This is a genomic window from Pelotomaculum propionicicum (assembly GCF_004369225.1).
Taxonomy (GTDB): domain Bacteria; phylum Bacillota; class Desulfotomaculia; order Desulfotomaculales; family Pelotomaculaceae; genus Pelotomaculum_B; species Pelotomaculum_B propionicicum.
Genome location: NZ_QFFZ01000002.1, coordinates 146,033 through 169,437 on the forward strand (window position 1 = coordinate 146,033; position 23,405 = coordinate 169,437).

Consider the following 23,405-nt stretch of genomic DNA (forward strand, 5'->3'; position numbering starts at 1 on the left):
AAATGTAATTATTATGATAAATTAATTCCCTCTTAACAAACACTTGGCAGTATTCTAACAGAAGAATGTTAAAATTGGAAATGCAAAAATTTCCTGGCATTAGAAAAGGCAAGGGGCGCCGGCTCCTTGCCTTAGTCATTTAAGCTGGTTCGCTCGCCTGTGACCATATAAAGGACCGATTCACCGATGTTCGTGGCGTGGTCAGCGATCCTTTCCAGGCAGTGAGTGGCGAAAAGAAGTTGGACCGCCATGTCGGCCTTGTTTGGATCTTCCCTGATTATATCCATCAAAATGTTAAAGTACCTTTTGTAAAGCCCGTCAATTTCATTTTCTACCTTCACAATATTTTTAGCCGTTTCAATGTCGGCGGCTGAGTATGAATTGATAATGTTGGTTACCATTTCTTTCACATCAAAACCTATCTGAGAAAGCAGGGAAAGATCGGCAATGGTCCTCTTGCCCTGCAGGCGCAGTGTCGACTTGGCAATTTTCTCCGCGCAGTCTCCCATTCTTTCAAGGTCTGTGGCTATCTGCAAATTTGCCTGGATAGCCCGCAAATCAACCGCCAGCGGCTGACGGAGCGCTATCAGCCTCAAACATTTATTCTGCACATCGATAGTAAGCGTGTCGACATCATCGTCTTCCGCAATAACCTGCTGCGCCAGGTCAACCTCATCTTCTATCAATGAAACAACCGCCTGGTAGATCGATCTTTCAATCATGGCGCCCATTCGCAGAATCTCGGACTTGAGCTCCTCCAGCTCGCTGTCCAAAATAGTGTTGTGCATAGCTGCTCCTCCAATATTCGAGTATGCTAAACAGCGCATGTACTCTATAAGAAAGGCTTTTCATATAGATTAAAGCATTCTTATGTTAAAGCGATCTTAAAATTATTTTAAAAATTAATTAAACCTTTGTTATAAAACAGCAATAGAGCTGACAAATAAATTAACCCTTTCTTAACGAACATATAACAATATTCTAACAGAGACATGTTAAGATTTGAAATAAATTTTCCTACCCGCCATTTTGTATAATATTGGGGGTCTTTAAATGTCAGACAACCGGATTTCTGTCAGCAATCTAAACCTTTATTATAAGGAATTCCAGGCTTTAAAGCAAGTTGACATGGATATAGGCGCCAACAGAGTTACCGCCCTGATCGGGCCTTCCGGCTGCGGCAAATCCACCTTCCTGCGTACTTTGAACCGTATGAACGACCTGATCGAAGGTGTTAGGGTGGAAGGCAGCGTGCTGTTGGACGGAGAAGACATATACCGTCCTGATGTGGATGTGGTAAGCCTGCGCAAAAGAGTCGGCATGGTTTTTCAAAGACCAAACCCGTTTCCCATGTCGGTATTTGACAATGTGGCCTATGGCCCGCGTATACACGGCGAGAGAAATAAACGAAAGCTTGAACAGATCGTGGAAACCAGCCTGCGGGGCGCGGCGCTCTGGGGGGAAGTACAGGACCGCCTGCACAAATCGGCGCTGGGCCTTTCCGGCGGTCAGCAGCAGCGGGTATGCATCGCCAGGCTTTTGGCGGTTGAGCCGGAGGTGCTTTTAATGGACGAACCCACGTCCGCTCTGGATCCCCTGGCCACCGTGAAAATTGAAGAATTGATCAGTACCCTGAAAAAAGACTATACCATCATTATCGTAACACATAATATGCAGCAGGCCGCACGTGTGTCAGACAGCACAGCCTTTTTTTTAAACGGCGAGATGGTGGAATGCGGTGAAACGGAAAGTGTTTTCACCAGACCACTCGACCAGCGCACTGAGGATTATATAACCGGAAGGTTTGGTTAGAATCAGGAAGCCCGCGTTAGACGCGGGCTGTTTAGGTTTTAACCGAGGTTGAGATATAAGGCGTTTTCCTTTTCATCATATTTGGCCTGAAACTTTCCTTTGGCGGAAATGTTAAAGTGATTAAAAAATCCCCTGCTGAAAACCTTTGTTTTCTTGATGTTTTGACCTTCGTCTGTAGCTTTTATTCTGATTGTGTTTGTTTCTTTGTCATAAGCAAGCTCAACCTTTTCCGTTCCCAACTTTTCGCGGGCATGTTTGTTTAACACAATAGAATTCTTTGAAATCGTTACCAGAGGCAACTTAGGCACTCTTTCACCACGAGGCTTATAAATTTCGAAAGGCATTTTTCACACTCCCATTTTTTGTATTATTGAAGATTATAAACAAATATTAAGCATTTGTCAAATATACTTTAAAATTTTTATTTTTTGCGGCAATTTAATGATAATGCTTAACTTTGCTGTTTTTTAAGGTCATTGTTACAGCAAAAAACAAAATATGAGTTGAATTGTGAAAATAACAGATAAAGTGCCAAGATAATTTTAATTTACGCCTGGCTGTCAGATAAAAAACTCTTTTTGATTTTTTCGTTTTAGTTAATAAAAAACCCTTGCTCTGTTTAACACCTTGAAACTGCTTCCGAAATATCTCAATTAGGTAAAAACATTAAAGGGATTCACGGTTTTATTTAGAATATTAATTAAAAAGATTATTTACAATCGATAGGTTTTCAGATCATGGAGCAATGTTAAGGAGGGATAAAGCTTGGACTTTGAGAAGATGACCATACCCGAAAGGGCGAACCACTGTCAAAACATCTATTTCAAGGAAGGGGATAATAGAGTCCCCCAATGCTCCGATAACTTTCTTAACAACCAGAGATGCGACAACATCTGCTGCGGCCACTGCCGGAACTATGCATCATGTGAAGATGAAAAATGCAGGAAAGTGTGGATCAACCCCAAACTGGTCATAGAAAATCCGGTGGGAAGGTTAATTTATGTGGTCTTGGCAACCGGCCAGCTGGTTTCCGGCTCGATACCCTGTATAATAAGCGAAATGTACGATGATAATGAATAAAAGCCTTAATAATTCTAATTTTTTGCCGAAAATAAGAGTGTGGGAAGGGCTTTACCGCTTTTAAGGAAAAATCAGCATTTGAGGTGCAGCAATGAGAAGAGTGCCGATAGATTCACTCCTGCCGGGAATGAAGGTAGGCCATAACATTTATAACAGCAGGGGCGAAACACTTATCAGCCATAACGTGGTTTTAAACAAAAGATACATTGACAGCCTGAAAAGGCTGGGCATACCCGCTCTATACATAATAGACGACAGCCTGCCTGATTTTTATATTGAAGACGTAATTACCGAAAAAAGCAGGGTTGAGGCTATCAAACTGGTAAGAAACATCCTGCAGGGACAGGGCACAGCCAAATCACGCCTGGATAACGCTTTGATGAACGGGTCGAGAGAAACCATCAGCGACATTATCGAGCAGCTTCTGGATAACCCCAGTCTAATGGTAAATATGATCGATATCCGCAGCATTGATGACTATCTGTTTGGCCATTCGGTCAACGTATGCGTGCTTTCCTTAATCACCGGCATATCCCTGGGTTATGACAGGAGCAGCCTGATGAACCTCGGTATGGGCTCACTAATGCATGACATGGGCAAAACATTAATCCCCAACTACATCCTCAATAAACCCGGCCCGCTGAACGAAGATGAGTTTAGCGTGATTAAAAAGCACTCTGAATATGGATATTCCATTTTGACCAACAATGATTCTTACATTAAAAAATTATCGGCCTTGATCGCGCTGCAGCATCATGAACGATACAACGGGGAGGGCTACCCGAAAGGGCTGCTTGGCGCCAACATTCACGAGTTTTCTCAAATCGTGGGCATCGCCGATGTTTTTGACGCTATGACGGCCGACCGGGTCTACCGCAAGGCGCACCCGCCCTACGAGGCCTTTGAAATGCTGGCCGGCTCGGGTAATTTTTACTTTGACTACAGGCTGGTCCTTGCTTTCCTCAGCAACATCGCCGCCTATCCGTCCGGCACGATCGTCTGGCTCAGCTCCAAAGAAATTGCCATTGTGGTTGAGACCCCCAAGGGCTTCCCTCTTTACCCCAAGGTGAAAATAATTTATGACGCGGCAGGCAACAAACTTCCCGATCCTGTGGACATGGATTTATCGGCACAAAATGAAATTACCGTATTAAAGGTTATCGAATACGATAAATTAGAGGAAATGGTAGCGAAACAGGGCAAACTGATTTCCTAGTCGGCATAGCGCCTGGCGCCCCAGTATTCACCAGCGTAAGACCCGCTGTCAAGAGCCTGTATTTTAATGTTTGAATCACTGTTGGGAGAGTGGATCATCAAACCTTCACCTACATACATACCCACATGGTGAATCTGGCCGGATCCCCCCTTAGCCGCAAAGAACACCAGGTCTCCGGGCAATAAGTCAGACCTGGCGACCCAGGTTCCTTCTTTAGCCTGCTCATCAGCATCCCTGGGTATGGAGATACCCTGCGACTGGTAGAGCCGCATGGTAAAACCAGAACAATCGAACCCGCATGACGCGGTGCCCGCCCAGATATAACGCAACCCCAGAAATTTTCTGGCCTCGCCGGCAATGCCGGCACGTGAAAACTTCAGGTCACTGGTTTTCTTTACGTCTTCCCGCCTCAGAAAGCCTGCACCGCCGTCCGGCAGCCGCACCATAACAGACCGGTCTTTTTCTTCAAGAAGAGGCAGCCTGGTCATGTAGCCTGCTTTCCCCAGAGCCTGCCCAAGGTCTTCGCGCAAAAAGATTTCTGATGCCGGGCTGATTACCACTATATTTGGCAGTGTTTTCAGTTCGTTAAGATAAGTTTCATCGCTGACGATATGGGAGGCCGGCACCCAGCCGGGGTAGCCCAGGGCGTTTAATGTTGTCTTTTGCTGTTCAGCCGCCACCTTCAGCCATTCACCCCGACGCTCCAAAATAGCCACCGGCTCGCCCAGAATAGCCATGGTGTCAGCCTTGCCTACCAGCCATAAACGCATTGCGCTGTCCATCCCGCCGGCCCACCCGAATGGATCATTTTTTTCGCTTAAAATCAGGGTATCATAATCCCTTAACTGTCCGGGCTGGGACCATAAAACAGTAGCTTGTACTTTTACCGCTCCCCTTCCCTGCCCGGACGAACTGCCGGCATCGCCGGGGTTGTCAGTCGCATCTGAGTTTTCCGGCACGGCAGGCGCTGATTTCTTAACCGGCGGCATAAAACGGCGCGGCAAGCCGGCTCCTGAGTTCAGCTGGTATGCCAGGAAAATTAACACCACCAGGGAGACCAGCAAAAATCCTTTGTGTGTTTTATTCATGTTCACTATCACCACTATGTAAATTTTATTGTGTCATTAACATGTCCCGATTCAGCTGCAAATAACAAGGATCTATACTTTGTTTTACAGCCGCCTGTTTGTATGTCCGGCAGCCCCGGCGGGGCATACTAAACCAGGAGGGATTAAAGATGAAAATTGAAAAAGTAAAGAAAAACGCGGCGGGCGATATTACAGATGTGATGATTAACGGTAACATATACAGTGTTGATGAAGCAATCATGCTGGCCAGGGACAAAAAAATTGAGGGAGTAAACGTTGCCAAAGCCAGAAGCGGCAGAGAGTATCTCAGAAGCAATCCTGATGGCAATGAAGCAAACAACCTGGATAACCTCCCCACATTTTAACTTTTTCACAAATACTTAGAAAAATACTTCTTAATTTGCGCCAGAAATCTATTTTAGATATCTGGCGTATTATTTACAACCTGAGAATCCAAATAAATATTTACGAATTACCTAGTAATTAAAGTTTTAATGGTATAATTAACAAAAGATATATATATAAACAATCTTTCGGAGGTGTTTAGTTATGGGGGGAATATCTGGTAAAGAAGCTTTGCAGCTGCTGTTGGAAGGAAACAAAAGATTTACAGAAGGTAATTTAGCTGTCAAAGATACGAGCGCGGCTAGGCGGGAGAATCTTTCAACCAATGGTCAGAAGCCTTTTGCCATAGTAGTAACCTGTTCGGACTCGCGGGTCCCGCCGGAACTTATATTCGACCAGGCGCTTGGCGATATTTTTGTAATTCGGACAGCCGGCAACGTAGTGGACGAGATAGCTATAGGCAGTGTTGAATACGCGGTCGAGCACCTGGAAGTGCCCCTGCTCGTGGTTATGGGTCATGAAAAGTGCGGCGCTGTTACAGCTGCCGTTGAGGGCGGGGAGGCGCCGGGCAGTATATCAGCAATTGTGAAGAAGATAACCCCGTCTGTACAGAAAGCAAAAGGGTCAGGGTTTACTGGCAGTGCCCTGTGCGAAGCAGCCTGCATGGAAAATATCGGGGCGACTGTAGCCGACCTTATAAAAAGCCCTATTGTAAAGCACTTTGTAAAGGATGATAAATTGAAAGTAGTCGCCGCCAAGTACCTCCTGGAATCTGGAGAGGTAAGATTCTGCCTTTAAAAAATAAAAATTTACAAGGAAAAAAGAATGCCCTAGACGGCATTCTTTTTTCCCAGAAATTCATAACCCAACTTGGTCAGGCTGCACATTTTGCTTTTCCCTTCGGTCTCCACATCTACCAGGCCGAGGGCGTAAAGCTGCATTACCACGTGATCCAGTACAGCCCTTTTCACTTTGGCGGTCAGGGACAGCTCTTCTTTGTTCATAGGGCCCTCGTCTTCCAAGGACCTGATTACCCTTTCCGCTTCTACCGGCAACCGGCTTTGCACTCCATTAAAATACTCTACCAGCGTCAAAGTCTTACTACACTCCTTACTAAGAATTATTTATGACTGTTAGTATTATTTCCATATAACCAGTTAAATAAACCTTAGATAGCCTCTATATGGCGGCTAAACCTGTTCGATCACTATGTCTGCGCCGTCAGCGACCTGGTACAAGCTATCAAGATTACTTACTACTCTACCGAATATATTGACAGCGCTGGCTGCCCTGATTTCACCGCCACGGCTGGCCGGAGTCCTGCCAAAAAAGATGCAGAACGCCCGCCCGGTCGGCCAGTAACCCAGATCCCCCTCAGCGACTTCCTCGCGAGCTTCCGTTTCAAGAGCCAGGTCAACCGGGATGGAAAAGTATATTTTTTAAAATTACATATTCAAAAATATTGTCGAAGAATGTAAAATAAGGTATTAGGGAACTTTTAGGCCCACGCATTCTGCATTTTCTAAATGTGAGGTTATACAGTGAGAATAGTGAGTCTGGATGAAATAAACTCCAACATGAAGTTGGCCAAACCAATTTTTGATGACAACGAGAGGATGCTCCTGAACAGAGGCGTTCCTCTTAATGAACAATATATCAAACGCCTTGAAGAACTGGGCGTTACAGAATTATACATAGAAGACGAGAACTCACTGGGTATTGAAATCAGCAGTGTTATTAACGAGAAGCTGAGAATCAAGGGCAAAAAAGCGATAAAAAAAGTAATAGAGGGAATTAATAAGGAAGAAAAATTTAATATCCGTGAAGTGGAGGAAATTGTTACCGAAATCTTTGACGAAATATTTTTAAATCCCGAGTACCTTTTATATTTTGGTGACCTCAGGGTCAAAAACGATACTGTATTTGGCCATTCCCTGAATGTCGCGGTGATATCGGTGGCCATCGGCAGTTTTCTGTTCCATGAAAAAGAAGACCTGATCAAAATGGGCATCGGCGCACTGCTGCATGATATAGGCAAAACCCAGCTGCCGGAGGACATTGCCGGGAAAAATCCTCTGGAGACGGAAGATAAAAGTTTTCACTCACATCCAGAGCTTGGTTACAGCCTCATTTCGGAAAGATTTGATATAAGCCCCGTGTCCAAAGCAGTGGTCTTAAAACACCACGAAAGAGTTGACGGGCGGGGCTACCCCAACCAGACGCCTGGCGGCAAAATACACGATTACGCCAAAATAGTGGCTATCGCCAATACTTTTGACATCCTGACCAACGGGCCGTATTATAAAAGGAAATTCCCGGTGTACCAGGCTGTGGAATACCTGGTCGCCAACAGCGACATCATGTTTGACAAGAGACTGGTCGGTGTTTTTATCAGACGCCTCGCCCTCTATCCCAACGGCACTATTGTTAAGCTGAGCACCGGTGAAAGCGGCATAGTCAAAGAACAAAACAAAGATTACCCGACCAGGCCTCTGGTCAGGGTGCTGCGTGACAAAGACGGGCAAAGCTACGATGATCCCAGGATCGAGGATTTGCTGAAAAACCATTCCATAGTAATAGTAGAGTAAATTTAGCTGAGCTGGTTCCCCAGTACATCCCTGGCTTTCCTCACTATCTCATCCGGATTGAAAGGCTTGGTAATGTAAACATCAGCCCCTACTTCCTTCCCCTTGCGCTTATCGAATTCCTGCCCTTTGGCTGTAAGCATCACAATATATACGTCCTTCATCCCCAGGTCATTCTTAACAACTTTGCACACTTCAAAGCCGTTAATTTTTGGCATCATCACATCCAGAAAAACCAGCCCGGGTTTTTCTTCTTGCAGAATCTGCAGGGCCTCTTCACCGTTTTCAGCGGTTAGCAGCTCGACCCCTTCCTCTTCAAATTCCTCCAGTGTCTGCTGCAGCAGCAGCCGGATGTGCAATTCGTCGTCGACAATTAATATTTTTGACATTTCACCAACCCTTTTTTACCAGTAACTCGTCCTTCTCAAATGCCTCAAAAAATGCTCTAACCACCTCGGGGTCAAACTGGGTTCCAGAGTTAGCCCAAAGCTCTTCCAAAGCTATTTGCAGGCTCATGGCTTTCCGGTATGGCCTGTCTGTGGTCATGGCGTCAAACGCGTCAGCTACCGCGATGATCCTGGCTTTGATATCAATACCGTCACCCCGCAGCTTTTCCGGGTAGCCACAGCCGTCGTACCTTTCATGGTGGTGCTTGACCGCGGGAACTATATCCCTCAAATGTTTAATATGATTCAGGATCTCCTCGGCATAAATCGGGTGCATTTTAATTTCGGCGAATTCAAAGGGAGTGAGTTTTCCTTTCTTAAGCAGGATGCGGTCCTTAATGCCGATTTTGCCGATATCGTGCAGCATTGCTGCCAGTTCCAGCCTGCCTATCTCGGTATCTGAAAGCCCAAGCACTTTGCCTATGGCTATACTGTAATTCATTACCCTTTTAGTGTGTCCGCCCGTATAGGGATCTCTCTTTTCAATGGTTTCCGCGAGAGTGTAGACTGTTGTAAGAAATGTCTCTTTTAAACTATCATACAGCCTGGCGTTTTCAATATCCGCCGCGGCCTGAAAAGCAATAGCGGACAAAAGCTTAAGGTCTTCCGCGGTGTATTGCACAGGATCTTCACTGCTGATATAAATGACTCCGATAACTCTGTCCTTGATTTTCAGCGGGGCGCACATAAGAGAACTAACCCTCACGGCGCCTGGTACATACCTCTTGTCAGAAGGAATATCATTTACTATTTCCGCTCTTCCGGTCAGCACCACACTGCCGGCAATGCCTGTCCCGTTTTTAAGGCCCTCCCCCGGGTGCAGTTCCTTGCCTGAACTGGCAATCACCTCAAGCATACCGGTCTCTTCATTGACCAGCATCACCGAGTTGTTGTCGGCCGCGATCAGCGTTTTGGCCTCATCGATAACCAACTGGGCAACTTCTGCCGTGTCCAGGCTGGCTGTAAGCTTTTCAGCCAGATCGTACAGCAGCGTTATTTCTTTATATTTCTCCAAAGCCTCACGGCCGATAGATTTCTTTTCAAGCTCCTGCTTGGCCAGGCACGAGAGAAGTGAAGCCAAGACAGCCGCTTGCTCACCTCCGCCGACCCAGCCAATGGTTTTATTGTCAATCTCCACGGGATACCTAAAAGGCTGATACTGATCAATCTCCCCGAATAGCGCCATTCCTTCCGCATCCTGAATAAACACCGGGGTATTGATTAAGCCTGTAATCTGGCTGATAATATAGTTCACCTCGTTTTTTAAAACGAGACGTTGGAGGCTCACATGGATCATATCTATCCCTTACTTACAGTAAATTACGTAAATCAAGCCGGCATATTCACACCGGCCAAGATAACTGTGGATGAAAGCTATATTTCTATGACATCTTGCTCCTGTTTTCCCAGCAGGAGTAAAAATGAGTTTTCAAGCTCCTTTTCAAACCTCAATGTTTTTACTATGTCGAAACACGCCGCAGATGAGGCGTCAACTATAATCATGTCCGGTTTTTCTTCCCTTGCCCTTCTGATGCAGCCTTCCAGGTCATTGACCACTTCAACCGTATAACCTTTGGCTTCAAGCGCCCCGGTAAGAGTTTTAACCGTGGACTCGTCCTTGTCAACCACAATGACCTTCTTCCTCGAAGCGCCGCGGGAAACCAGCGCGCCAATTCCTTCCAGCAGGTTTTCTGTGTTAACCGGTTTTGTATAATACCTGTCGATGCCGATCCGGTATCCCCGGTCCATGTCTTCCACTATGGAAAGGATAACTATAGGGATTTCCATGGTGTTTGGGTCGTTTCTCAGTACCGCGGCGACGTCAAAGCCGCTCATATTTGGCATCATTACGTCAAGGATAATCAGGTCGGGCTTTTCCACTTTAACTTCCTTAATCGCTTCCAGGCCGTTCCCGGCTTCCCTTACGCAATAACCCACAGCTTCCAGTTCCTGACGGAGCAGCGCCCTGATATTTATGTCATCATCCACAACCAGGATGATCTTTTTACCTCTTGACGGGGCAGGCGCCACATTGACCACTTGCTCCCTGAACTGTTTGATCAGGGTATCTTTGTCAATCATCCTCACGTTTATTCGCTTGTCTACCGGGATAGTGAACGTAAAGACACTTCCCTGCCCGAGCTCACTTTCAGCCCAGATCCTGCCGCCGTGATAACTGACGATCTGCCTGCAAATGGCCAGCCCAAGCCCAGTTCCTTTTGGTTTACCGGTCAGGGTGTCTCCTGACTGTTTAAATTTTTCAAAAACTTTCTCTTTATCTTCATTGCTGATGCCGGACCCCGTGTCTATAACACTCACAAATAAATCCCTGCCTGTATCCCTGACCCGGCAGGTGACCGATCCCTTATCAGTAAATTTTACAGCATTGGAGATCAAATTTATCAGCACCTGGATCAGCCTGTCCCGGTCTCCTTTAATGTTGGGCAAGTCCGCCGGGATATCTTTAATCAGCTTGATCCCTTTTTGCTCAAAAAGAAAAGCGGTGGACGCCGTCGCCCTATCAATGATTTCCGAAATAGAGAGCGGCTCCATCTTCCATTCAACCTTGCCTGCCTCCAGTTTGGCTATATCCAGAACATCGTTGATAAGTTCAGTAAGCCTTTCCCCTTCCGAAACGATGATGTTGATATTGCTCCTGATCTGAGCTTCCGCTGTCTCAACCTTTTTATCATTCGATTTGACCTGCGGAAAAATAACATCCTCAAGCTTTTTCCGGGTCAGCCTGGCAAAACCGATAACCGATGTCAGGGGGGTGCGCAGTTCGTGGGACACGGTAGATAAAAAATCGGTTTTTAGTTTGTCGATCTCCTTTAGCTTCTCGTTTGATTCCAGCAGCGCTTCTTCAACCTTTTTGCGCTCATTGATTTCGTTTTGCAGCTTCTTATTAGTTTCCAGCAATTCCTCAAAAAGGTCCATCATCAGCTTGGCTACCTGAGCGTCCACCACATCCACCCCTATGGGGCAGTCCAGGTGTACCGCCTCACGTACGGCGCTGCTGCCTGTAACCTCAAAGATCAGTTCCAGCCCCGGCCGGTTAAGCAAATCGCGGTAATGGGAAAACACCGGAGTGTTTAATTGCCTGGCCAGGCTGAGCCCCGCAGCCTCAGGATTAATGTCGCAGATACCGATTACTTCAGCTTCTTTCAAGGTTGCAAGGACGTTTAAAATAGAAGTTCCTCCGTGACCGGCCCCGATTATACCTACTTTTATCATATACTGGCACTCTCCTGTAACTAAGGTTTTCTATAGTTAAAAAAGACCTCCCAATTTTCCTGGCTGGTTTTGAGAAAAATCGTTAGATTTGAATACAATGAAATATAACTGCTTGGAGACTGTGCTGAGATGAATCCTATCGCAATAGAAAAATGGTTATATTATAAGCCCGGCCTAAAGGATCAAATTGCCAGGGAATTCCTTTCAGCCTGCCAGAAACACCTCAACCTTAAAAGGCCGCCTGCCGGAGGACTTGCCTTTAATAATAACAATGTCACGTACGAGGGGCCTGACGCGGTCATTCTAAATAACAGATACGGGAAGATTACTTTCAGCCCTTTTCAGCACGGGATCTTCCACATCCACCTGCAGGGAAAGCCCGGCCCCCAGTCTTTGCCTGAAACATGGGCCGCCGACTTAACCCAGAGAAATCCGGCCGCCTGGACTTATCGCAAAGGCGGCGGCACTATTGCCTACTCAACCGGATTAGTTGGCGGGACCCAGGTATGTGTACAAATTGAACCGTCAAAAGGTTCCGTCTATCTTAATATCGGATCAGACAGCAGAATAATTGAGTTGTTTTCACCACAAATTAGCAATAAATGGTTCATTATTCACAGCAGTATAATCAGTCAGTACGATGTAAAGGTATTCGGCTTGGGGGAAAACACCCCTCCCATGAACAAAGCCGGCCGGAAAATTGTGATGTGGAACACCTCGCCCATAATTTATGACACTGAGGCCTCTCCGCTCTACCAGTCCTGGCCGGTGGTGCTGTTTCAGCAGGTTGACGGGCCGGCTCTGGGGCTGGTTTTTGACAATCCGAGCTACAGCGAATTCAATTTTTCAAGTGACGGCAAAAAAATGGCCTACACTGTAAAAGACACCAGGTTAAACTATTTTTTGCTGCTGGGGCCCACCATGCCGGAACTTCTGCGCCAGCTGTCGACCTTAACCGGCAAGCTGCCCCCTTTGCCCAAGTGGACTCTGGGTTACCAGCAAAGCCGCTGGAGTTACGCCCCTTCCTCCCGCGTCAGGGAAGTCGCAGGGGAGTTCAGAAAAAGGGACCTGCCCTGTGACGTTATCTATCTGGATATTGATTACATGGACAAATATAAATGTTTTACCTGGGGAAGCGGTTTTGAGGATTACCGGGAGTTGATAGAAGAACTGCACAGCAGCGGGTTTAAAGTAGTCACCATACTTGATCCCGCCCTGAAAATCGAAAGGGGCTACCAACCATACGAAGCAGGAGTCAGCCAGGGTATGTTTGTGGAATATCCAAACGGCGTCCCGGTTACCAGAATGGTATGGGCGGGCCCCAGCCATTTTCCTGATTTTATCAACCCTCAGGTCAGGCGGTGGTGGGGGGAAATGGTCGGGGATTTTGCCGCCAGGTCAGGCGTGGACGGCATCTGGTGCGACATGAATGAACCTTCAACTTTTGACCTGCGTTATACCCTCCCCCCGCAAGTAATACACAAGCTGCCCGGCATGGCCGCCCTGACCCACGAACAGGCGCATAACCTATACGGCTGCCTCATGTCAAAGGCAACCTACGAGGGGCTTCTGACTACCAGTCCCCTGCCCTATGTAATCACCAGGTCGACTTATCTGGGAGGACAAAAATACGCCGCCGGCTGGACAGGTGATATCCCCAGCAGCTGGGAGCACTTCCGGGCAAGTATACCTATGCTGCTTAACCTCGGGCTTTCGGGCCAGCCCATTGCCGGGCCGGATATCGGAGGTTACACCGGCGACCCCCCGCCTGAATTATACCAGCGCTGGGTGCTCCAGGGGGCACTATACCCTTACAGCCGGACCCACTCCAAAAAGGACAGCGGCAGTCAGGAGCCGTGGTCTTTCGGGGCGGCTGTGGAAGACAGCGCCAGACGTGCCATTAAACTGCGCTATAAGCTTATCCCGTATTTATACTCGCTTTTATACGAAGCTTGCGTATCCGGCCAGCCTTTGATGAGACCTCTCTTTTATCATAATCCTGTGGCGGAAGCTTTAAAGCCGGAGTTTTACGAAACTGAATTTTTCCTGGGGCCATACCTGCTGGCGGCGCCGCTGATGGACACAGCCCCTGTCCGTATCTGTTACCTCCCGCCGGGGCATTGGTATGGCTGGTGGCATAAAAAGGAACACCAGGGTGATCAGACGTATGAGACTATGATGGAGGAAGATACCGACATCCCACTGTTTATCAGTGACAACTCGGTCATACCGTCTTATGTTGAAGATATATCTTTTATTCCGGGTCATTCTTTGAATTCGCTGGAAATCATGGTTGCCGTAAGGGACAAAGCGGCGGGCGCCATAGTGGAGTACTTTGACAGGGAAGGCCTGCTGGCTTTGGAGGTTTCCTTTGTAAGAAAAGGTGTGTATATTGAGGGAATCATCAACTTACTGCGCCGGGGCGCTATTCCTGAAGGATATCACCCTCCGGCTGATCTCTATCTCAATATAAACCACCGGGTTGCAAAGGCTGATTTTAGTCCTGGCTGCAGGGTAAAATATATTGAGCCCGACCCGGTCAATGATGCATGGACAAAAATTGCTGCGGCCAGCCCCGTTTTCCCCCTTAAGGTTCTTTTATGGCTAAGCAGTTAGTAAAAAACTAATTACATATTTCTACACTTATGAGCAGGAAGCTCTGCTTATATTCTTCTGCCTCAATAGATCTGAGAAATCATCAGCCGCCAGGGGTTTACTGAATAAAAAGCCCTGCATTTCAATACACTGATGCTTTTTAAGGAAGTTGAGCTGCTCTTCCGTTTCCACACCCCCCGCTATCAACCCGAGCTTCAGGCTTTTTCCGAGTACGATTACAGACGATGCGATAATTTCATTGTCATGCCCCGTACCGATATCTAAAACAAAGGATTTATCGATTTTTAACTTATCCACAGGAAACCTTCTTAATTGACTTAAGGAAGAATACCCGGTGCCAAAGTCGTCTATAGAAAACTGCACGCCCATTTCTTTTAATTTATGAAGAGTTTCTATGGTGTAGTCAGCGTTTTGCATAGCCGTGCTTTCGGTTATCTCCAATTCCAGCCAGAATGGGGCCAGCCCGGTTTCTTTTAAAATGCGCTTGATTACCACAGACAGGTTTTGCAGCTCAAACTGTCGCCCTGAAAGGTTCACGGATATGGTTAAAGGTTCAAACCCGGCGTCCTGCCAGGCTTTGTTCTGGGCACAGGCTGTACGCAGGATCCATTCACCCAGGGGCACGATCATCCCAGTCTCTTCAGCGGTCGGGATGAAGTCGGACGGCGGGATCAGCCCGCGCACCGGGTGCTGCCAGCGCACCAGGGCTTCCACACCGATAATTTTCCCTGTTTTGATGTTGACCTTGGGTTGATAGTGGAGCACGAACTCCTGCCGCTCTATGGCGCGCCGCAGCTCATTCTCCATGGTCATGCGCTCTATGGTTTTTTTATTCAGGGCAGGCGTGTAAAACTGGTAGTTGTTTCTACCCCTCTCTTTAGCCAGATACATGGCTGTGTCTGCATTTTTGAGCAAGGTTTCGGCGTCTTCACCGTCGCTGGGGTACAAAGCAATCCCGATACTGGTGGAGATATAAAGCTCATACTCACCTATACAGAAAGGCTGCAGGATTTCTTCAATAATTTTTTGGGCGACTTTAGCGGCGCTTTCACTTTTTGAAATCTCCGGCAGCAACAGAGTAAACTCGTCTCCCCCCAAGCGAGAGATAGTATCTTCTTCCCGTACACATTTTTGCAGGCGCAGGGCCACGGATTTTAATAAATGGTCTCCTATCTCGTGCCCTAGTGTATCGTTGATAAGCTTAAACCGGTCTAAATCTAAAAAAATCACCGCCAGCATCTGTTTGTTTCTTTTGGCATGAACCAGCGCGTGAGAAAGGCGGTCTTTAAACAACATCCTGTTGGGCAGGCCCGTGAGTGAGTCATGAAAAGCCTGACGCCAGATCGTTTCTTGATATTTCTGTCTCCCGGTAATGTCACGTGACACAAAAACTATCCTGGTTTCACCAGCTGTGGTGAGGTATGACCGTCCGGTACTTTCAAAGCAGCGAATCTCACCATTTTTACAGATCTTTCTATAAACAATGTGCTTGAAAGCAGAAAATTTTAGTTTCTTTAACCTTTCCAACACAGCGTCTCGATCATCCGGATGGATGGTGTCACCCATGCTTTTATTTAACAGTTCTTGTGGCTCATAACCCAGTACATCCCTGTAATTAGGGCTGACATATAAATATTGCCCTCCCGCGCTTATTTCACAGATTAGATCATAGGTGTTTTCAGTGAGGGTACGGTACCGCTCCTCGTTATCGCGCAGCCTGAGGTGGGATTGTTCCAGCGACTCCAGCATCCTGTTGGCGGAATCCGCCAGCTGGGATAATTCATCACAGCCGCTTACGGGCAAGCGCATGGCGTGGTCGCTGTTGCTGCTGATAGCGCCGAAGCTTTTACTCAGCCGGGCAAGCCTGCTCAATACCATTCTTCCCAGCAAAAGCAGTGCGACAGCTCCAAAAACCGCGCTGAACAAGAGCAGCGACAGTAAGAAATACCTTATAGCCTCCCTGCCCTGCTGGTAAATGTTCCTGGCTAGGTTAATTCTCAAGGCCAATATAGGGTTACCGTTAATGTCTTTTAATAGACTGTAACCGCACACGGTACCCTCGCTTAAAGGCTGGACAAAGACAGGCGACTGGTCACTCAAATTGGCCTGGGCATTGAAAAAATCAGCTGAGAGCTGCGGAGAGTCAAGTCTCTCCACATTTAAATTAATGTGAGTGATTTCGGCCAGGCGGCTGATTTCCAAGGAATCCAAATTTCGCCCCATGATCAGGGCTCCCCTGACAGGTCCTTCACCCGTACTGGTGAGAATAGGCCTGGAAGCAAACATGATGGGGCCTTCCGGCAGTAGAATGATGCCCTTGGCACTGTCTTCGGTACCGGTAAAATTCCAGAGCATCGTGTTATCAGAAAGAAACTGATCCAGCCCGGCGGGCAGAGGCGCCTCTTCTTCTTTGGCCAAGTCAAAGTTTTTGCCGTAGACTATCCTGCCTTTGGTATCAATGTACAGGGTCAGGTTTAACCCGAGACCTGTATAGGTGGTGTCGGGCAGGTTGACCTCTATATATTCTTCGTTCTGATCTTCCATAAAGTTATAGGTATCATCCCATCTGGCCCAGTCACCGGCCTCGGAGTTTAGTTTGCCGATAACGTCCGTAATGGCGCTTTGAGTCCTCAGTACATCCAGGGTGACATCCTGTTTTTCCAGTTCAGTAAAACTTCTCAACAGCATTATTCTAGAGGTGGTGTACAAAAGTGCGATTAAGCATATAAAAGTAACCCCGACCACAATTATGGTTTTTTTATAAAGCGACATTTCTCCACCTACTTTGCTTGATATTTAGAAATCGGCTGAAAACACAATATGTTTAGCCGGAAAAATTCGTTTTACAAAAAACTTTTGTATGACTCCTAAAAAACACAAAACACCCTAAAAAAGGGTGTAAGAAAAATAAGGTTTTGGAGTTTTTATTAAAAGAAGCAACTGGCCAACTCTGAGCTTGAAATGTTATGGAGATACTTAGCCACCTGCAGTTGCTCAGCCCACTCATAGATGATTGATTTTCCGTAAGGTTGGCCTACGAAACAGGAGGCCAATTCATCTGGATCGCCATCGGCGAAGAAGTCCCCATATATTTTGTTCACTGACATTGGTAATACGGCTTCGGACAGATTGAATACCTTTGGAGTATGCTAATTTTTATACCTCTTCCAGGTAGTTCCTAAGTTCAACAAGGTGCATTTTTTCCTCTTCAAGCAGCTTGTAAATAATCTTGTTTACTTTTTGCGAGTGGATACGCACAGTTAACTCGTGAAAAAGCAGGATCGCGTCTTTTTCAGCTTCAATAGCGATTGACAGGACATCCTTAAAAGAATCTATTTTCTCCGCCAGTCCTTTAATACCGGAAATATCGGGGAAAATACTGCCTCTGCCAATGGCGTTCAGATAGTCCAAACCATCCTGCTCCAATGTCTCTTCACCGCTGTATTCAGTGATAATTTGGGTGAAGATCTGCTTGTGCTCTTTTTCATCACCCGCCAATTTTAAAGCAAGCTGTTTTACTCTTTCATCCTTTACTAAACCGGCCAGTGTTGTGTAAAAATTATAACCTCTTTCCTCCATCCTCAGCGCCAGTTTTAGTATTTCGACCAGTCTTGTCTGCTTTTCCATTTATTAACCTCCGGCCCTTCATTCTTCAACTTAAGATACCCGGCAGACGATTATTTAATTATCGTACGCTAAGGATAAGCCACAGGGGGAGGAGTTGTCTTTTCCTTATCCCCGGGATTTTTCAGATCAGCTATTTCAGCTTCCAGCTGGCGTATGCGCCTGATCTTTTTGTAAGACCACATAAACCCCAAAAAAAACATCGCCAGAGCTCCGAATGCCGCCGAAACCAGGATAATAATCACTTTTGAGGCGTTTTGTATTTGCCAGAATAAAAAGTAGATAACTACTCTTTCCGTGTTTTGCACTGCAAATATGGCCACAATCAAAGCGAATAAAATTCCCAATACCAGATATAGTTGAGCTCTACTCAAAAAAATACACCCCCCTTTCTGACTAGTATGAATTAAATAATTGCCCGGATTCGGGATTTTAATGTCCGATTTAATTATATTAACTTCTACATATTATGTGAAGCTCCGCCGGGACCAGCCCGGCGACTTCTGGATGCAAACCAGAATTACCGGGACATTACCGGACGGTTCTAAGCATGTCAATAGGAGACGCCTGCCAAAAGCAGGTCTTACACTCCCTCGATGCGCTACGGACACCGCATTTAAGGCGCCACGGCCCGCTCCACGGGCAGCTACTACTCGACGTAGATACGTTAACGTTATGCAGCCTTTTTCGGCCTTACAACTTTTGGCCGGGTATATTCCACTTTATCAGGCAGTTTCCGGCCTTTGGTGAATTTGCCGTTGACTGACTTGTCCAGAATCCCGGATGCGCCGATTACATCCCGGTGCGGGCCGGTGAAGCCGCACTTACCGCATTTGTAGGTACGGCCAGTCTGCTTTGTATACTCGGCGCAGGCCGGGCATGCGCCGGTAGTACTGGTCTCTTCGTCCGGGATCAGTTTCATTCCATGGCGCTTGAGTTTGTACTCCAGTAACTTGCGTAATTCACCGAAGGCCCACTGGCTCATGCGCTGGTTGTGCTTCCTGCCGCAGTCCTTCTTGCGTGCGCCTTCCGGGTTGCCGATGTAGACGGTCTTAACATTTCGTTCGAAGCACCATTTTGCAACGATAGCTGAAATCGTGTGCATGGCGTGTTCAATCCGGCGCTCGATGTTGTTCAGAAACCGGTATTTGGCGGCTAGCAGTTTCCTACGTCGGTTGGAGCCGCTCGATGTTCTGGAAATAGTCTTTTGGAATTTGCGCAGTACCTTGTTCCGGAGTCGGTGCAGGGAGCGTAAAAGCCTGCCGCTTACAACCAGCGCTTCCTTTCCGTCGGTAACAGTGCAGGCATGGATTTCACCTGGATCAATGGCCGCTATAACGTTGCCCTGGACTTTTTGCAGGGCCGGTTTTTCTACTGTTACGTGCAGCCAGTATTGATTTCGGCGCCAGACGAGTTGTACCAGTTTGATGACGGCAGTAGAGTGCCTTTTGGGTAAGTTAAGGACCAGTGGCTCTCTGCCACGTCCATTTGAAAGCATCAGAATCTGCCCTTTGTGGGTTATGCCGAGTGTTTTCCAGGTGACGGTGAAAAAGTATTTCTTCCGATGGGGATATCGCCAGTCGGTAATACCTTTCTCGTGAAGTTGCCTGGTCCGTTCGCAACACTCGAAGTAGGTCTCTACCACGGCCTGGGCTGATTGGGAATGGATGCTATACTTGCCTTTGACGAACGCTTTCATAGCGCCTTCGCCCAGCCAGCAGTGATGCTTGGTATAGACTATACGGTGGACGGCGCAGGTAGCGTTCCAGACTTTTGCCGCCTCTCTTTGTAATTTACGGGCGAGGATTATTTGCTCAGAAGTCAGGTGTAACGGGAACTTCTCTATCAAGGTATCGAAGTCTTTGGTTTTTGGTTGCTTCTGCTGGTTGTTCTTGCACTTGCTCATTCGGTTCTCACCTCCTTCCGGGGCGATTTCTGGGCTTCGATATATATACGAATAGTCTCGGCGCTGGCGTTTCCGGCAGTGCCAACGTAGTAACCTCTGCTCTATAACCCGCTGCCCCAGAAATATTTCTTTTTAAGCCAGGGAAAAGCGGCAAATATTCTGTTTGCGGTAATGCTCTTAAGTAACCTTTGATTACCTTGTGACGGTACTTCGGACAAAAAACGATGTGGTAGTTGATATTGTAAACGCAGTGGTTTATTTTTCCTTTCATGTTACAATTATAGCATTAGAACTGGTGTTTGTTAATATGCTTGTCGCCCTAATCAGGCGACCGCCCCTTTCATCCCACGGGACAAGCCCGTGGGTTTTTAAGAGGCGAAGTTCTATATAAACATTACTTAATCATTACGCAACCATTAATTTTACAAAAGTATGATTTAAACAGTTTATCCATTCTTTTGGGCAAAAAGGAATCACTGTGTTATTACAGAAAAACTAAGTAAAATTTTATTTTTTTGTGAAACTTATTATATAGAAAAGTGTAATGGGAGAGTAGGAGGCAAAGGGGGCGCACGTGTGGAAGCTGACGACCGTCAATTGGTTTTAAAATGCCGGGAAGGCTCTGAAGAAGCATACCGCCTGCTGCTATCCCGTTATGAGGGTTACATTTACAGCCTTTGCTACCGCTTTGCCAGAAACCGGGAAGACACTCTGGAACTTACCCAGGAATCATTGATAAAAATTGTTGCCGTCCTTGAGAGCTACCAGGTAAGCCGCCCCTTCAAACCCTGGCTGCGCCGGGTGGTAATAAACGTCTGTCTTAATTTCCAGCGCAGCCGCGCCCCCGGCATGCTTTCTCTCGACAGGGCTTCTGAAGAGGAGCTCTCTTTAAAAGATATACTAGCCGAAAAGAGTGAAAGTGACCCTTTAGCCCACGTTGAGTGGCTGGAGATCCAGGATACGCTTCGTATTACCATGGAACGCCTGCCGCCTCCTCTCCGGCTGGTATTGGCTTTACGCCACCAGGAGGAGATGAGCTACCAGGAGATAGCAGATTCAACCGGCCTGCCAATCGGTACCGTTAAGACCTACCTTTACCGTGGGCGCGCTCTGCTCAGGAAAGCTTTAAGCAATGCATACGGTTGGGAGGGAGTATGATTATGAACTGCAGCCAGGAATCACTGCAAGCCTTTCTTGATAATGAGCTCGAAGAAGGCATGGCTGAAAAACTAAAAAAACACCTGTCCGGCTGCCGCGCCTGCCGGCAGGAGCTTTCCCGTCTGAAGCTATTATGGCTGGAACTGGCTCAGCCGGATGAAATTGATCTGCCACCTGAACTGCCATATTTACGTCAGCAGGTTATTTCAGCCGCGCGTCACTCATTCGCTAAACAGGGAAAAGAAAAAATCGGTTTCTGGGATTCCCAGAAGCTGGCCTTAAGTCCTATGAAATTCGCGCTAGCTTACTTGCCCGGCGCCGGTTTGGTCAAAGAGGCTGTGAAAACAACCAGCGTAGAACTGCCGGAATTGATGCTCAATTCTTTAACCAGGGCCGGCCGCCTGTTAAAGCAAAGAGTTTCAGGCAAGAAGGGGCAAAGTAGGAAGTGAATATCCTGATTGTTTCATTATGCGTAATTATTCTTCTTCCGCTTGCAGTACTAATGGCGCCGTTATCCTTCCAGGCACAGGTCAGTCTTGGTGAAAAAGCCGCCGGTATGGGCAGGCTGGACTGGGCCGGCGGGTTATTAACCGCAAGTTTTGTTTTTGAAAACAGCAAGCCCGATTTTTGTGTGCGCTTCGTCACCTGGGAAAAGCGCCTGCAGAAAACCGGGGACCAAAGCAGGCGAATAAAAAGAAACAGGCCGAAGAAAGCAAACAGGCGGTTGAGCACCGGTTATATTATACAATTTATCGATATCCGCTTACTAAAGGAGGTATGCCGCTTTCTTAATAGTTTTCAACGGTCCCTAAATCTGAGTCTGGCAGGAGAGTACGGGGCGGGTGACCCGGCTCTAACAGGATTTATTGCAGGAATTCTTGCCGCCTTAAACAATAGCCGCAACCTGCGCCTGCATCCCAACTTCTCGGAAACCACGCTGAACCTGCAGGGTGAAATCCGCGGCAGGCTGATCCCGGCGGCGCTTATCTGCCATTTCTTAGTTTTCCTGCTGGCTGCTTCGGTACGAAAGATATGGTGGCCCGCGCTGAAACAAAAATTTACTATTAAAGGAGTGTGTTAAAGTGTTTAAAGAAAGCGTTGACGCTCTCGTCTCCCGTCTGGAAAACCTCATTACAGCCAAAACAATTGTTGGTGAACCTATTAATGTCGGCAACACCACAATTATCCCCATCATTTCTACCAGCTTTGGCTTCGGCACCGGAGCCGGAGAAGGCACCGAACCGTCCAAATCGGGCAGCGGCAAAGGCAGCGGTGGCGGAGCGGGGGCAAAGGTCAGCCCGACTGCTCTGGTAATTATGCAAAATGGTGAGGTAAACGTTTATTCACTTGGGAAAAAAGGCACTATGGAACAACTGGCCGGAATTCTGCCGGAGGTACTCGCCAAATTCAACAAAGACAAGGAATAATCCTTGCAAAAACGTGAAACAACCAGGAATTTATACTCCCTGGTTGTTTTGCTATTTGGTTCTGGAATATAAACCAGGGAAACAAGAGGCGCTGAAGAACATACTACTTAAAGCAAGATGTGGTCTTGTCAACAAATAACGCGGGAGATTTTTTCTATGCCTGTACATCCTGATCAACATCCCAGCCCTGTTGTTTCATTCCAGAAGCGACTCTATAGTCCCGCCCGGCAACGGTTCTTTTATATTTGAAAACCTTGCTAATGTAAAAGACAAAAACCTTATATGGCTGGAGAAATCAGGTCATATGGCAGTTATTGATTATGATAAAGACTATGTCATGGCTGAAACTTACGGGTTTATTACAGAGTAGTGGCCCTTGCTGTTGATGCGGCATAATTAAGCAAGAAAATAGAGGTGTCGGTTCGATTTCAAACGAACAAGGCGCGTCAGCGCCGAGTTTGTTATGATGAAATGATTTAAAGATAGATTAGCATAATTGCTAGGTGGATTCTTTCTTTGCCAGGACATGGAAGACAATAAAAAGCACACCGGCAACAAATAAAGGGACTGAAATTATAAGGAAATAGGATACCAATCTGTATGTATTAAATTGCAGCGTGAATAACAGGCTGAGTAAGATTAGTACACAGCCTCCTGCGAACGGCCTTTTCCAGGCGATGGCCAACCCGATTACCAGAATAAATGACGGGACTAAATGGATAAAAAACCCGGCCAGTTTTTCATAAAAACCTCCATCTCGCGCCGCCGGTGCGGGCGACACAAATAGTAATGAAAACGGGTGCGCACCCCCCCCTGGTTGCTGTACAATTTGTCTGAGGAGAAGACACACTACAAAGCACGGTGAGGC

General features: G+C 46.9%; 26 protein-coding genes. 11 read left to right on the forward strand and 15 right to left on the reverse strand.

Annotation, left to right across the window (positions count from 1 at the left end; genetic code table 11):
• Nucleotides 1–131: 131 nt before the first annotated feature.
• Nucleotides 132–788, reverse strand: coding sequence for a phosphate signaling complex protein PhoU (gene phoU, locus Pmgp_RS01855; RefSeq protein WP_192902733.1), 657 nt, complete (start codon nucleotides 786–788; stop codon nucleotides 132–134).
• A 265-nt stretch (nucleotides 789–1,053) separates the two neighbouring features.
• On the opposite strand from phoU, the gene pstB reads away from it, so the two are divergent.
• Nucleotides 1,054–1,812: a phosphate ABC transporter ATP-binding protein PstB gene (gene pstB, locus Pmgp_RS01860; protein ID WP_134212257.1), complete on the forward strand. Its 759-nt coding sequence runs from the start codon at nucleotides 1,054–1,056 to the stop codon at nucleotides 1,810–1,812.
• A 38-nt stretch (nucleotides 1,813–1,850) separates the two neighbouring features.
• Here the strand turns inward: pstB and Pmgp_RS01865 are convergent, their stop codons facing one another.
• Entirely contained in the window at nucleotides 1,851–2,156 is a 306-nt protein-coding gene (locus Pmgp_RS01865) for a hypothetical protein (RefSeq protein ID WP_134212258.1), read from the reverse strand.
• 421 nt (nucleotides 2,157–2,577) lie between these two features.
• On the opposite strand from Pmgp_RS01865, the gene Pmgp_RS01870 reads away from it, so the two are divergent.
• Both Pmgp_RS01870 and Pmgp_RS01875 read left to right on the forward strand, forming a co-directional pair.
• Nucleotides 2,578–2,892, forward strand: coding sequence for a hypothetical protein (locus Pmgp_RS01870; protein ID WP_134212259.1), 315 nt, complete (start codon nucleotides 2,578–2,580; stop codon nucleotides 2,890–2,892).
• Nucleotides 2,893–2,983: 91 nt separating this feature from the next.
• Entirely contained in the window at nucleotides 2,984–4,108 is a 1,125-nt protein-coding gene (locus tag Pmgp_RS01875; RefSeq protein ID WP_134212260.1) for an HD-GYP domain-containing protein, read from the forward strand.
• Here the strand turns inward: Pmgp_RS01875 and Pmgp_RS01880 are convergent.
• Nucleotides 4,105–5,196 carry a C40 family peptidase gene (locus Pmgp_RS01880; RefSeq protein WP_134212261.1) on the reverse strand — a complete coding sequence of 364 codons (1,092 nt, stop codon included), beginning with the start codon at nucleotides 5,194–5,196 and terminating at the stop codon, nucleotides 4,105–4,107. The genes Pmgp_RS01875 and Pmgp_RS01880 overlap by 4 nt on opposite strands.
• A gap of 149 nt (nucleotides 5,197–5,345) precedes the next feature.
• On the opposite strand from Pmgp_RS01880, the gene Pmgp_RS01885 reads away from it, so the two are divergent.
• Entirely contained in the window at nucleotides 5,346–5,561 is a 216-nt protein-coding gene (locus Pmgp_RS01885) for a DUF3892 domain-containing protein (protein WP_134212262.1), read from the forward strand.
• A 184-nt stretch (nucleotides 5,562–5,745) separates the two neighbouring features.
• Nucleotides 5,746–6,339 (forward strand): carbonic anhydrase, encoded by a 594-nt coding sequence (locus Pmgp_RS01890; RefSeq protein WP_134212263.1) that lies wholly within the window; start codon nucleotides 5,746–5,748, stop codon nucleotides 6,337–6,339.
• 32 nt (nucleotides 6,340–6,371) lie between these two features.
• Here Pmgp_RS01890 and Pmgp_RS01895 read toward each other — a convergent pair whose 3' ends face one another.
• Together Pmgp_RS01895 and Pmgp_RS01900 are read right to left on the reverse strand one after the other, a co-directional pair.
• Nucleotides 6,372–6,635, reverse strand: coding sequence for a transcriptional regulator (locus tag Pmgp_RS01895; RefSeq protein ID WP_134212264.1), 264 nt, complete (start codon nucleotides 6,633–6,635; stop codon nucleotides 6,372–6,374).
• 96 nt (nucleotides 6,636–6,731) lie between these two features.
• On the reverse strand, nucleotides 6,732–6,977 hold the full coding sequence (locus Pmgp_RS01900; protein ID WP_134212294.1) for a cyclophilin-like family protein: 246 nt from the start codon (nucleotides 6,975–6,977) through the stop codon (nucleotides 6,732–6,734).
• Nucleotides 6,978–7,082: 105 nt separating this feature from the next.
• On the opposite strand from Pmgp_RS01900, the gene Pmgp_RS01905 reads away from it, so the two are divergent.
• Nucleotides 7,083–8,129, forward strand: coding sequence for an HD-GYP domain-containing protein (locus tag Pmgp_RS01905; protein ID WP_134212265.1), 1,047 nt, complete (start codon nucleotides 7,083–7,085; stop codon nucleotides 8,127–8,129).
• 2 nt (nucleotides 8,130–8,131) lie between these two features.
• Here the strand turns inward: Pmgp_RS01905 and Pmgp_RS01910 are convergent, their stop codons facing one another.
• The 3 genes from Pmgp_RS01910 to Pmgp_RS01920 all read right to left on the reverse strand — a co-directional run bounded on the left by Pmgp_RS01910 (nucleotide 8,132) and on the right by Pmgp_RS01920 (nucleotide 11,806).
• Nucleotides 8,132–8,515 (reverse strand): response regulator transcription factor, encoded by a 384-nt coding sequence (locus Pmgp_RS01910; RefSeq protein ID WP_134212266.1) that lies wholly within the window; start codon nucleotides 8,513–8,515, stop codon nucleotides 8,132–8,134.
• Between the two features lies 1 nt (nucleotide 8,516).
• The gene (locus tag Pmgp_RS01915) at nucleotides 8,517–9,869 is read right to left on the reverse strand and encodes an HD domain-containing phosphohydrolase (RefSeq protein WP_134212267.1); all 1,353 of its coding nucleotides are present in this window, start codon (nucleotides 9,867–9,869) and stop codon (nucleotides 8,517–8,519) included.
• A gap of 77 nt (nucleotides 9,870–9,946) precedes the next feature.
• Nucleotides 9,947–11,806, reverse strand: a complete 1,860-nt coding sequence (locus Pmgp_RS01920; protein WP_134212268.1) for an ATP-binding protein — start codon at nucleotides 11,804–11,806, stop codon at nucleotides 9,947–9,949.
• A gap of 129 nt (nucleotides 11,807–11,935) precedes the next feature.
• On the opposite strand from Pmgp_RS01920, the gene Pmgp_RS01925 reads away from it, so the two are divergent.
• Complete coding sequence (locus tag Pmgp_RS01925; RefSeq protein WP_134212269.1) at nucleotides 11,936–14,422, forward strand: glycoside hydrolase family 31 protein; 2,487 nt, start codon at nucleotides 11,936–11,938, stop codon at nucleotides 14,420–14,422.
• Between the two features lie 27 nt (nucleotides 14,423–14,449).
• On the opposite strand, the gene Pmgp_RS01930 is transcribed toward Pmgp_RS01925, so the two are convergent.
• The 6 genes from Pmgp_RS01930 to Pmgp_RS01955 all read right to left on the reverse strand — a co-directional run bounded on the left by Pmgp_RS01930 (nucleotide 14,450) and on the right by Pmgp_RS01955 (nucleotide 20,223).
• The gene (locus Pmgp_RS01930; RefSeq protein ID WP_134212270.1) at nucleotides 14,450–17,194 is read right to left on the reverse strand and encodes a bifunctional diguanylate cyclase/phosphodiesterase; all 2,745 of its coding nucleotides are present in this window, start codon (nucleotides 17,192–17,194) and stop codon (nucleotides 14,450–14,452) included.
• 155 nt (nucleotides 17,195–17,349) lie between these two features.
• Complete coding sequence (locus tag Pmgp_RS20765) at nucleotides 17,350–17,529, reverse strand: lipoate protein ligase C-terminal domain-containing protein (RefSeq protein WP_134212271.1); 180 nt, start codon at nucleotides 17,527–17,529, stop codon at nucleotides 17,350–17,352.
• Nucleotides 17,530–17,578: 49 nt separating this feature from the next.
• On the reverse strand, nucleotides 17,579–18,049 hold the full coding sequence (locus tag Pmgp_RS01940) for a ferritin family protein (RefSeq protein WP_134212272.1): 471 nt from the start codon (nucleotides 18,047–18,049) through the stop codon (nucleotides 17,579–17,581).
• Between the two features lie 68 nt (nucleotides 18,050–18,117).
• Nucleotides 18,118–18,420 (reverse strand): LapA family protein, encoded by a 303-nt coding sequence (locus tag Pmgp_RS01945; RefSeq protein ID WP_192902734.1) that lies wholly within the window; start codon nucleotides 18,418–18,420, stop codon nucleotides 18,118–18,120.
• Nucleotides 18,421–18,719: 299 nt separating this feature from the next.
• Nucleotides 18,720–19,952, reverse strand: a complete 1,233-nt coding sequence (locus Pmgp_RS01950; protein WP_134212274.1) for an RNA-guided endonuclease InsQ/TnpB family protein — start codon at nucleotides 19,950–19,952, stop codon at nucleotides 18,720–18,722.
• Between the two features lie 7 nt (nucleotides 19,953–19,959).
• Nucleotides 19,960–20,223 carry a transposase gene (locus tag Pmgp_RS01955; RefSeq protein ID WP_427910000.1) on the reverse strand — a complete coding sequence of 88 codons (264 nt, stop codon included), beginning with the start codon at nucleotides 20,221–20,223 and terminating at the stop codon, nucleotides 19,960–19,962.
• Nucleotides 20,224–20,528: 305 nt separating this feature from the next.
• Between Pmgp_RS01955 and Pmgp_RS01960 the strand changes: the two genes are divergently transcribed.
• Genes Pmgp_RS01960 through Pmgp_RS01975 form a run of 4 tightly spaced genes read left to right on the forward strand, consistent with a single transcriptional unit; the run spans nucleotide 20,529 to nucleotide 22,537 of the window.
• On the forward strand, nucleotides 20,529–21,110 hold the full coding sequence (locus Pmgp_RS01960; protein WP_134212275.1) for an RNA polymerase sigma factor: 582 nt from the start codon (nucleotides 20,529–20,531) through the stop codon (nucleotides 21,108–21,110).
• Between the two features lie 2 nt (nucleotides 21,111–21,112).
• The gene (locus tag Pmgp_RS01965) at nucleotides 21,113–21,559 is read left to right on the forward strand and encodes a zf-HC2 domain-containing protein (protein ID WP_192902735.1); all 447 of its coding nucleotides are present in this window, start codon (nucleotides 21,113–21,115) and stop codon (nucleotides 21,557–21,559) included.
• Nucleotides 21,556–22,191, forward strand: coding sequence for a hypothetical protein (locus Pmgp_RS01970; protein WP_134212277.1), 636 nt, complete (start codon nucleotides 21,556–21,558; stop codon nucleotides 22,189–22,191). Before Pmgp_RS01965 ends, Pmgp_RS01970 begins: the two co-directional genes overlap by 4 nt.
• Before the next feature lies 1 nt (nucleotide 22,192).
• On the forward strand, nucleotides 22,193–22,537 hold the full coding sequence (locus tag Pmgp_RS01975; RefSeq protein ID WP_134212278.1) for a GerW family sporulation protein: 345 nt from the start codon (nucleotides 22,193–22,195) through the stop codon (nucleotides 22,535–22,537).
• A gap of 499 nt (nucleotides 22,538–23,036) precedes the next feature.
• On the opposite strand, the gene Pmgp_RS20770 is transcribed toward Pmgp_RS01975, so the two are convergent.
• Complete coding sequence (locus Pmgp_RS20770) at nucleotides 23,037–23,387, reverse strand: DUF7670 domain-containing protein (RefSeq protein WP_427910001.1); 351 nt, start codon at nucleotides 23,385–23,387, stop codon at nucleotides 23,037–23,039.
• Nucleotides 23,388–23,405 lie beyond the last annotated feature (18 nt).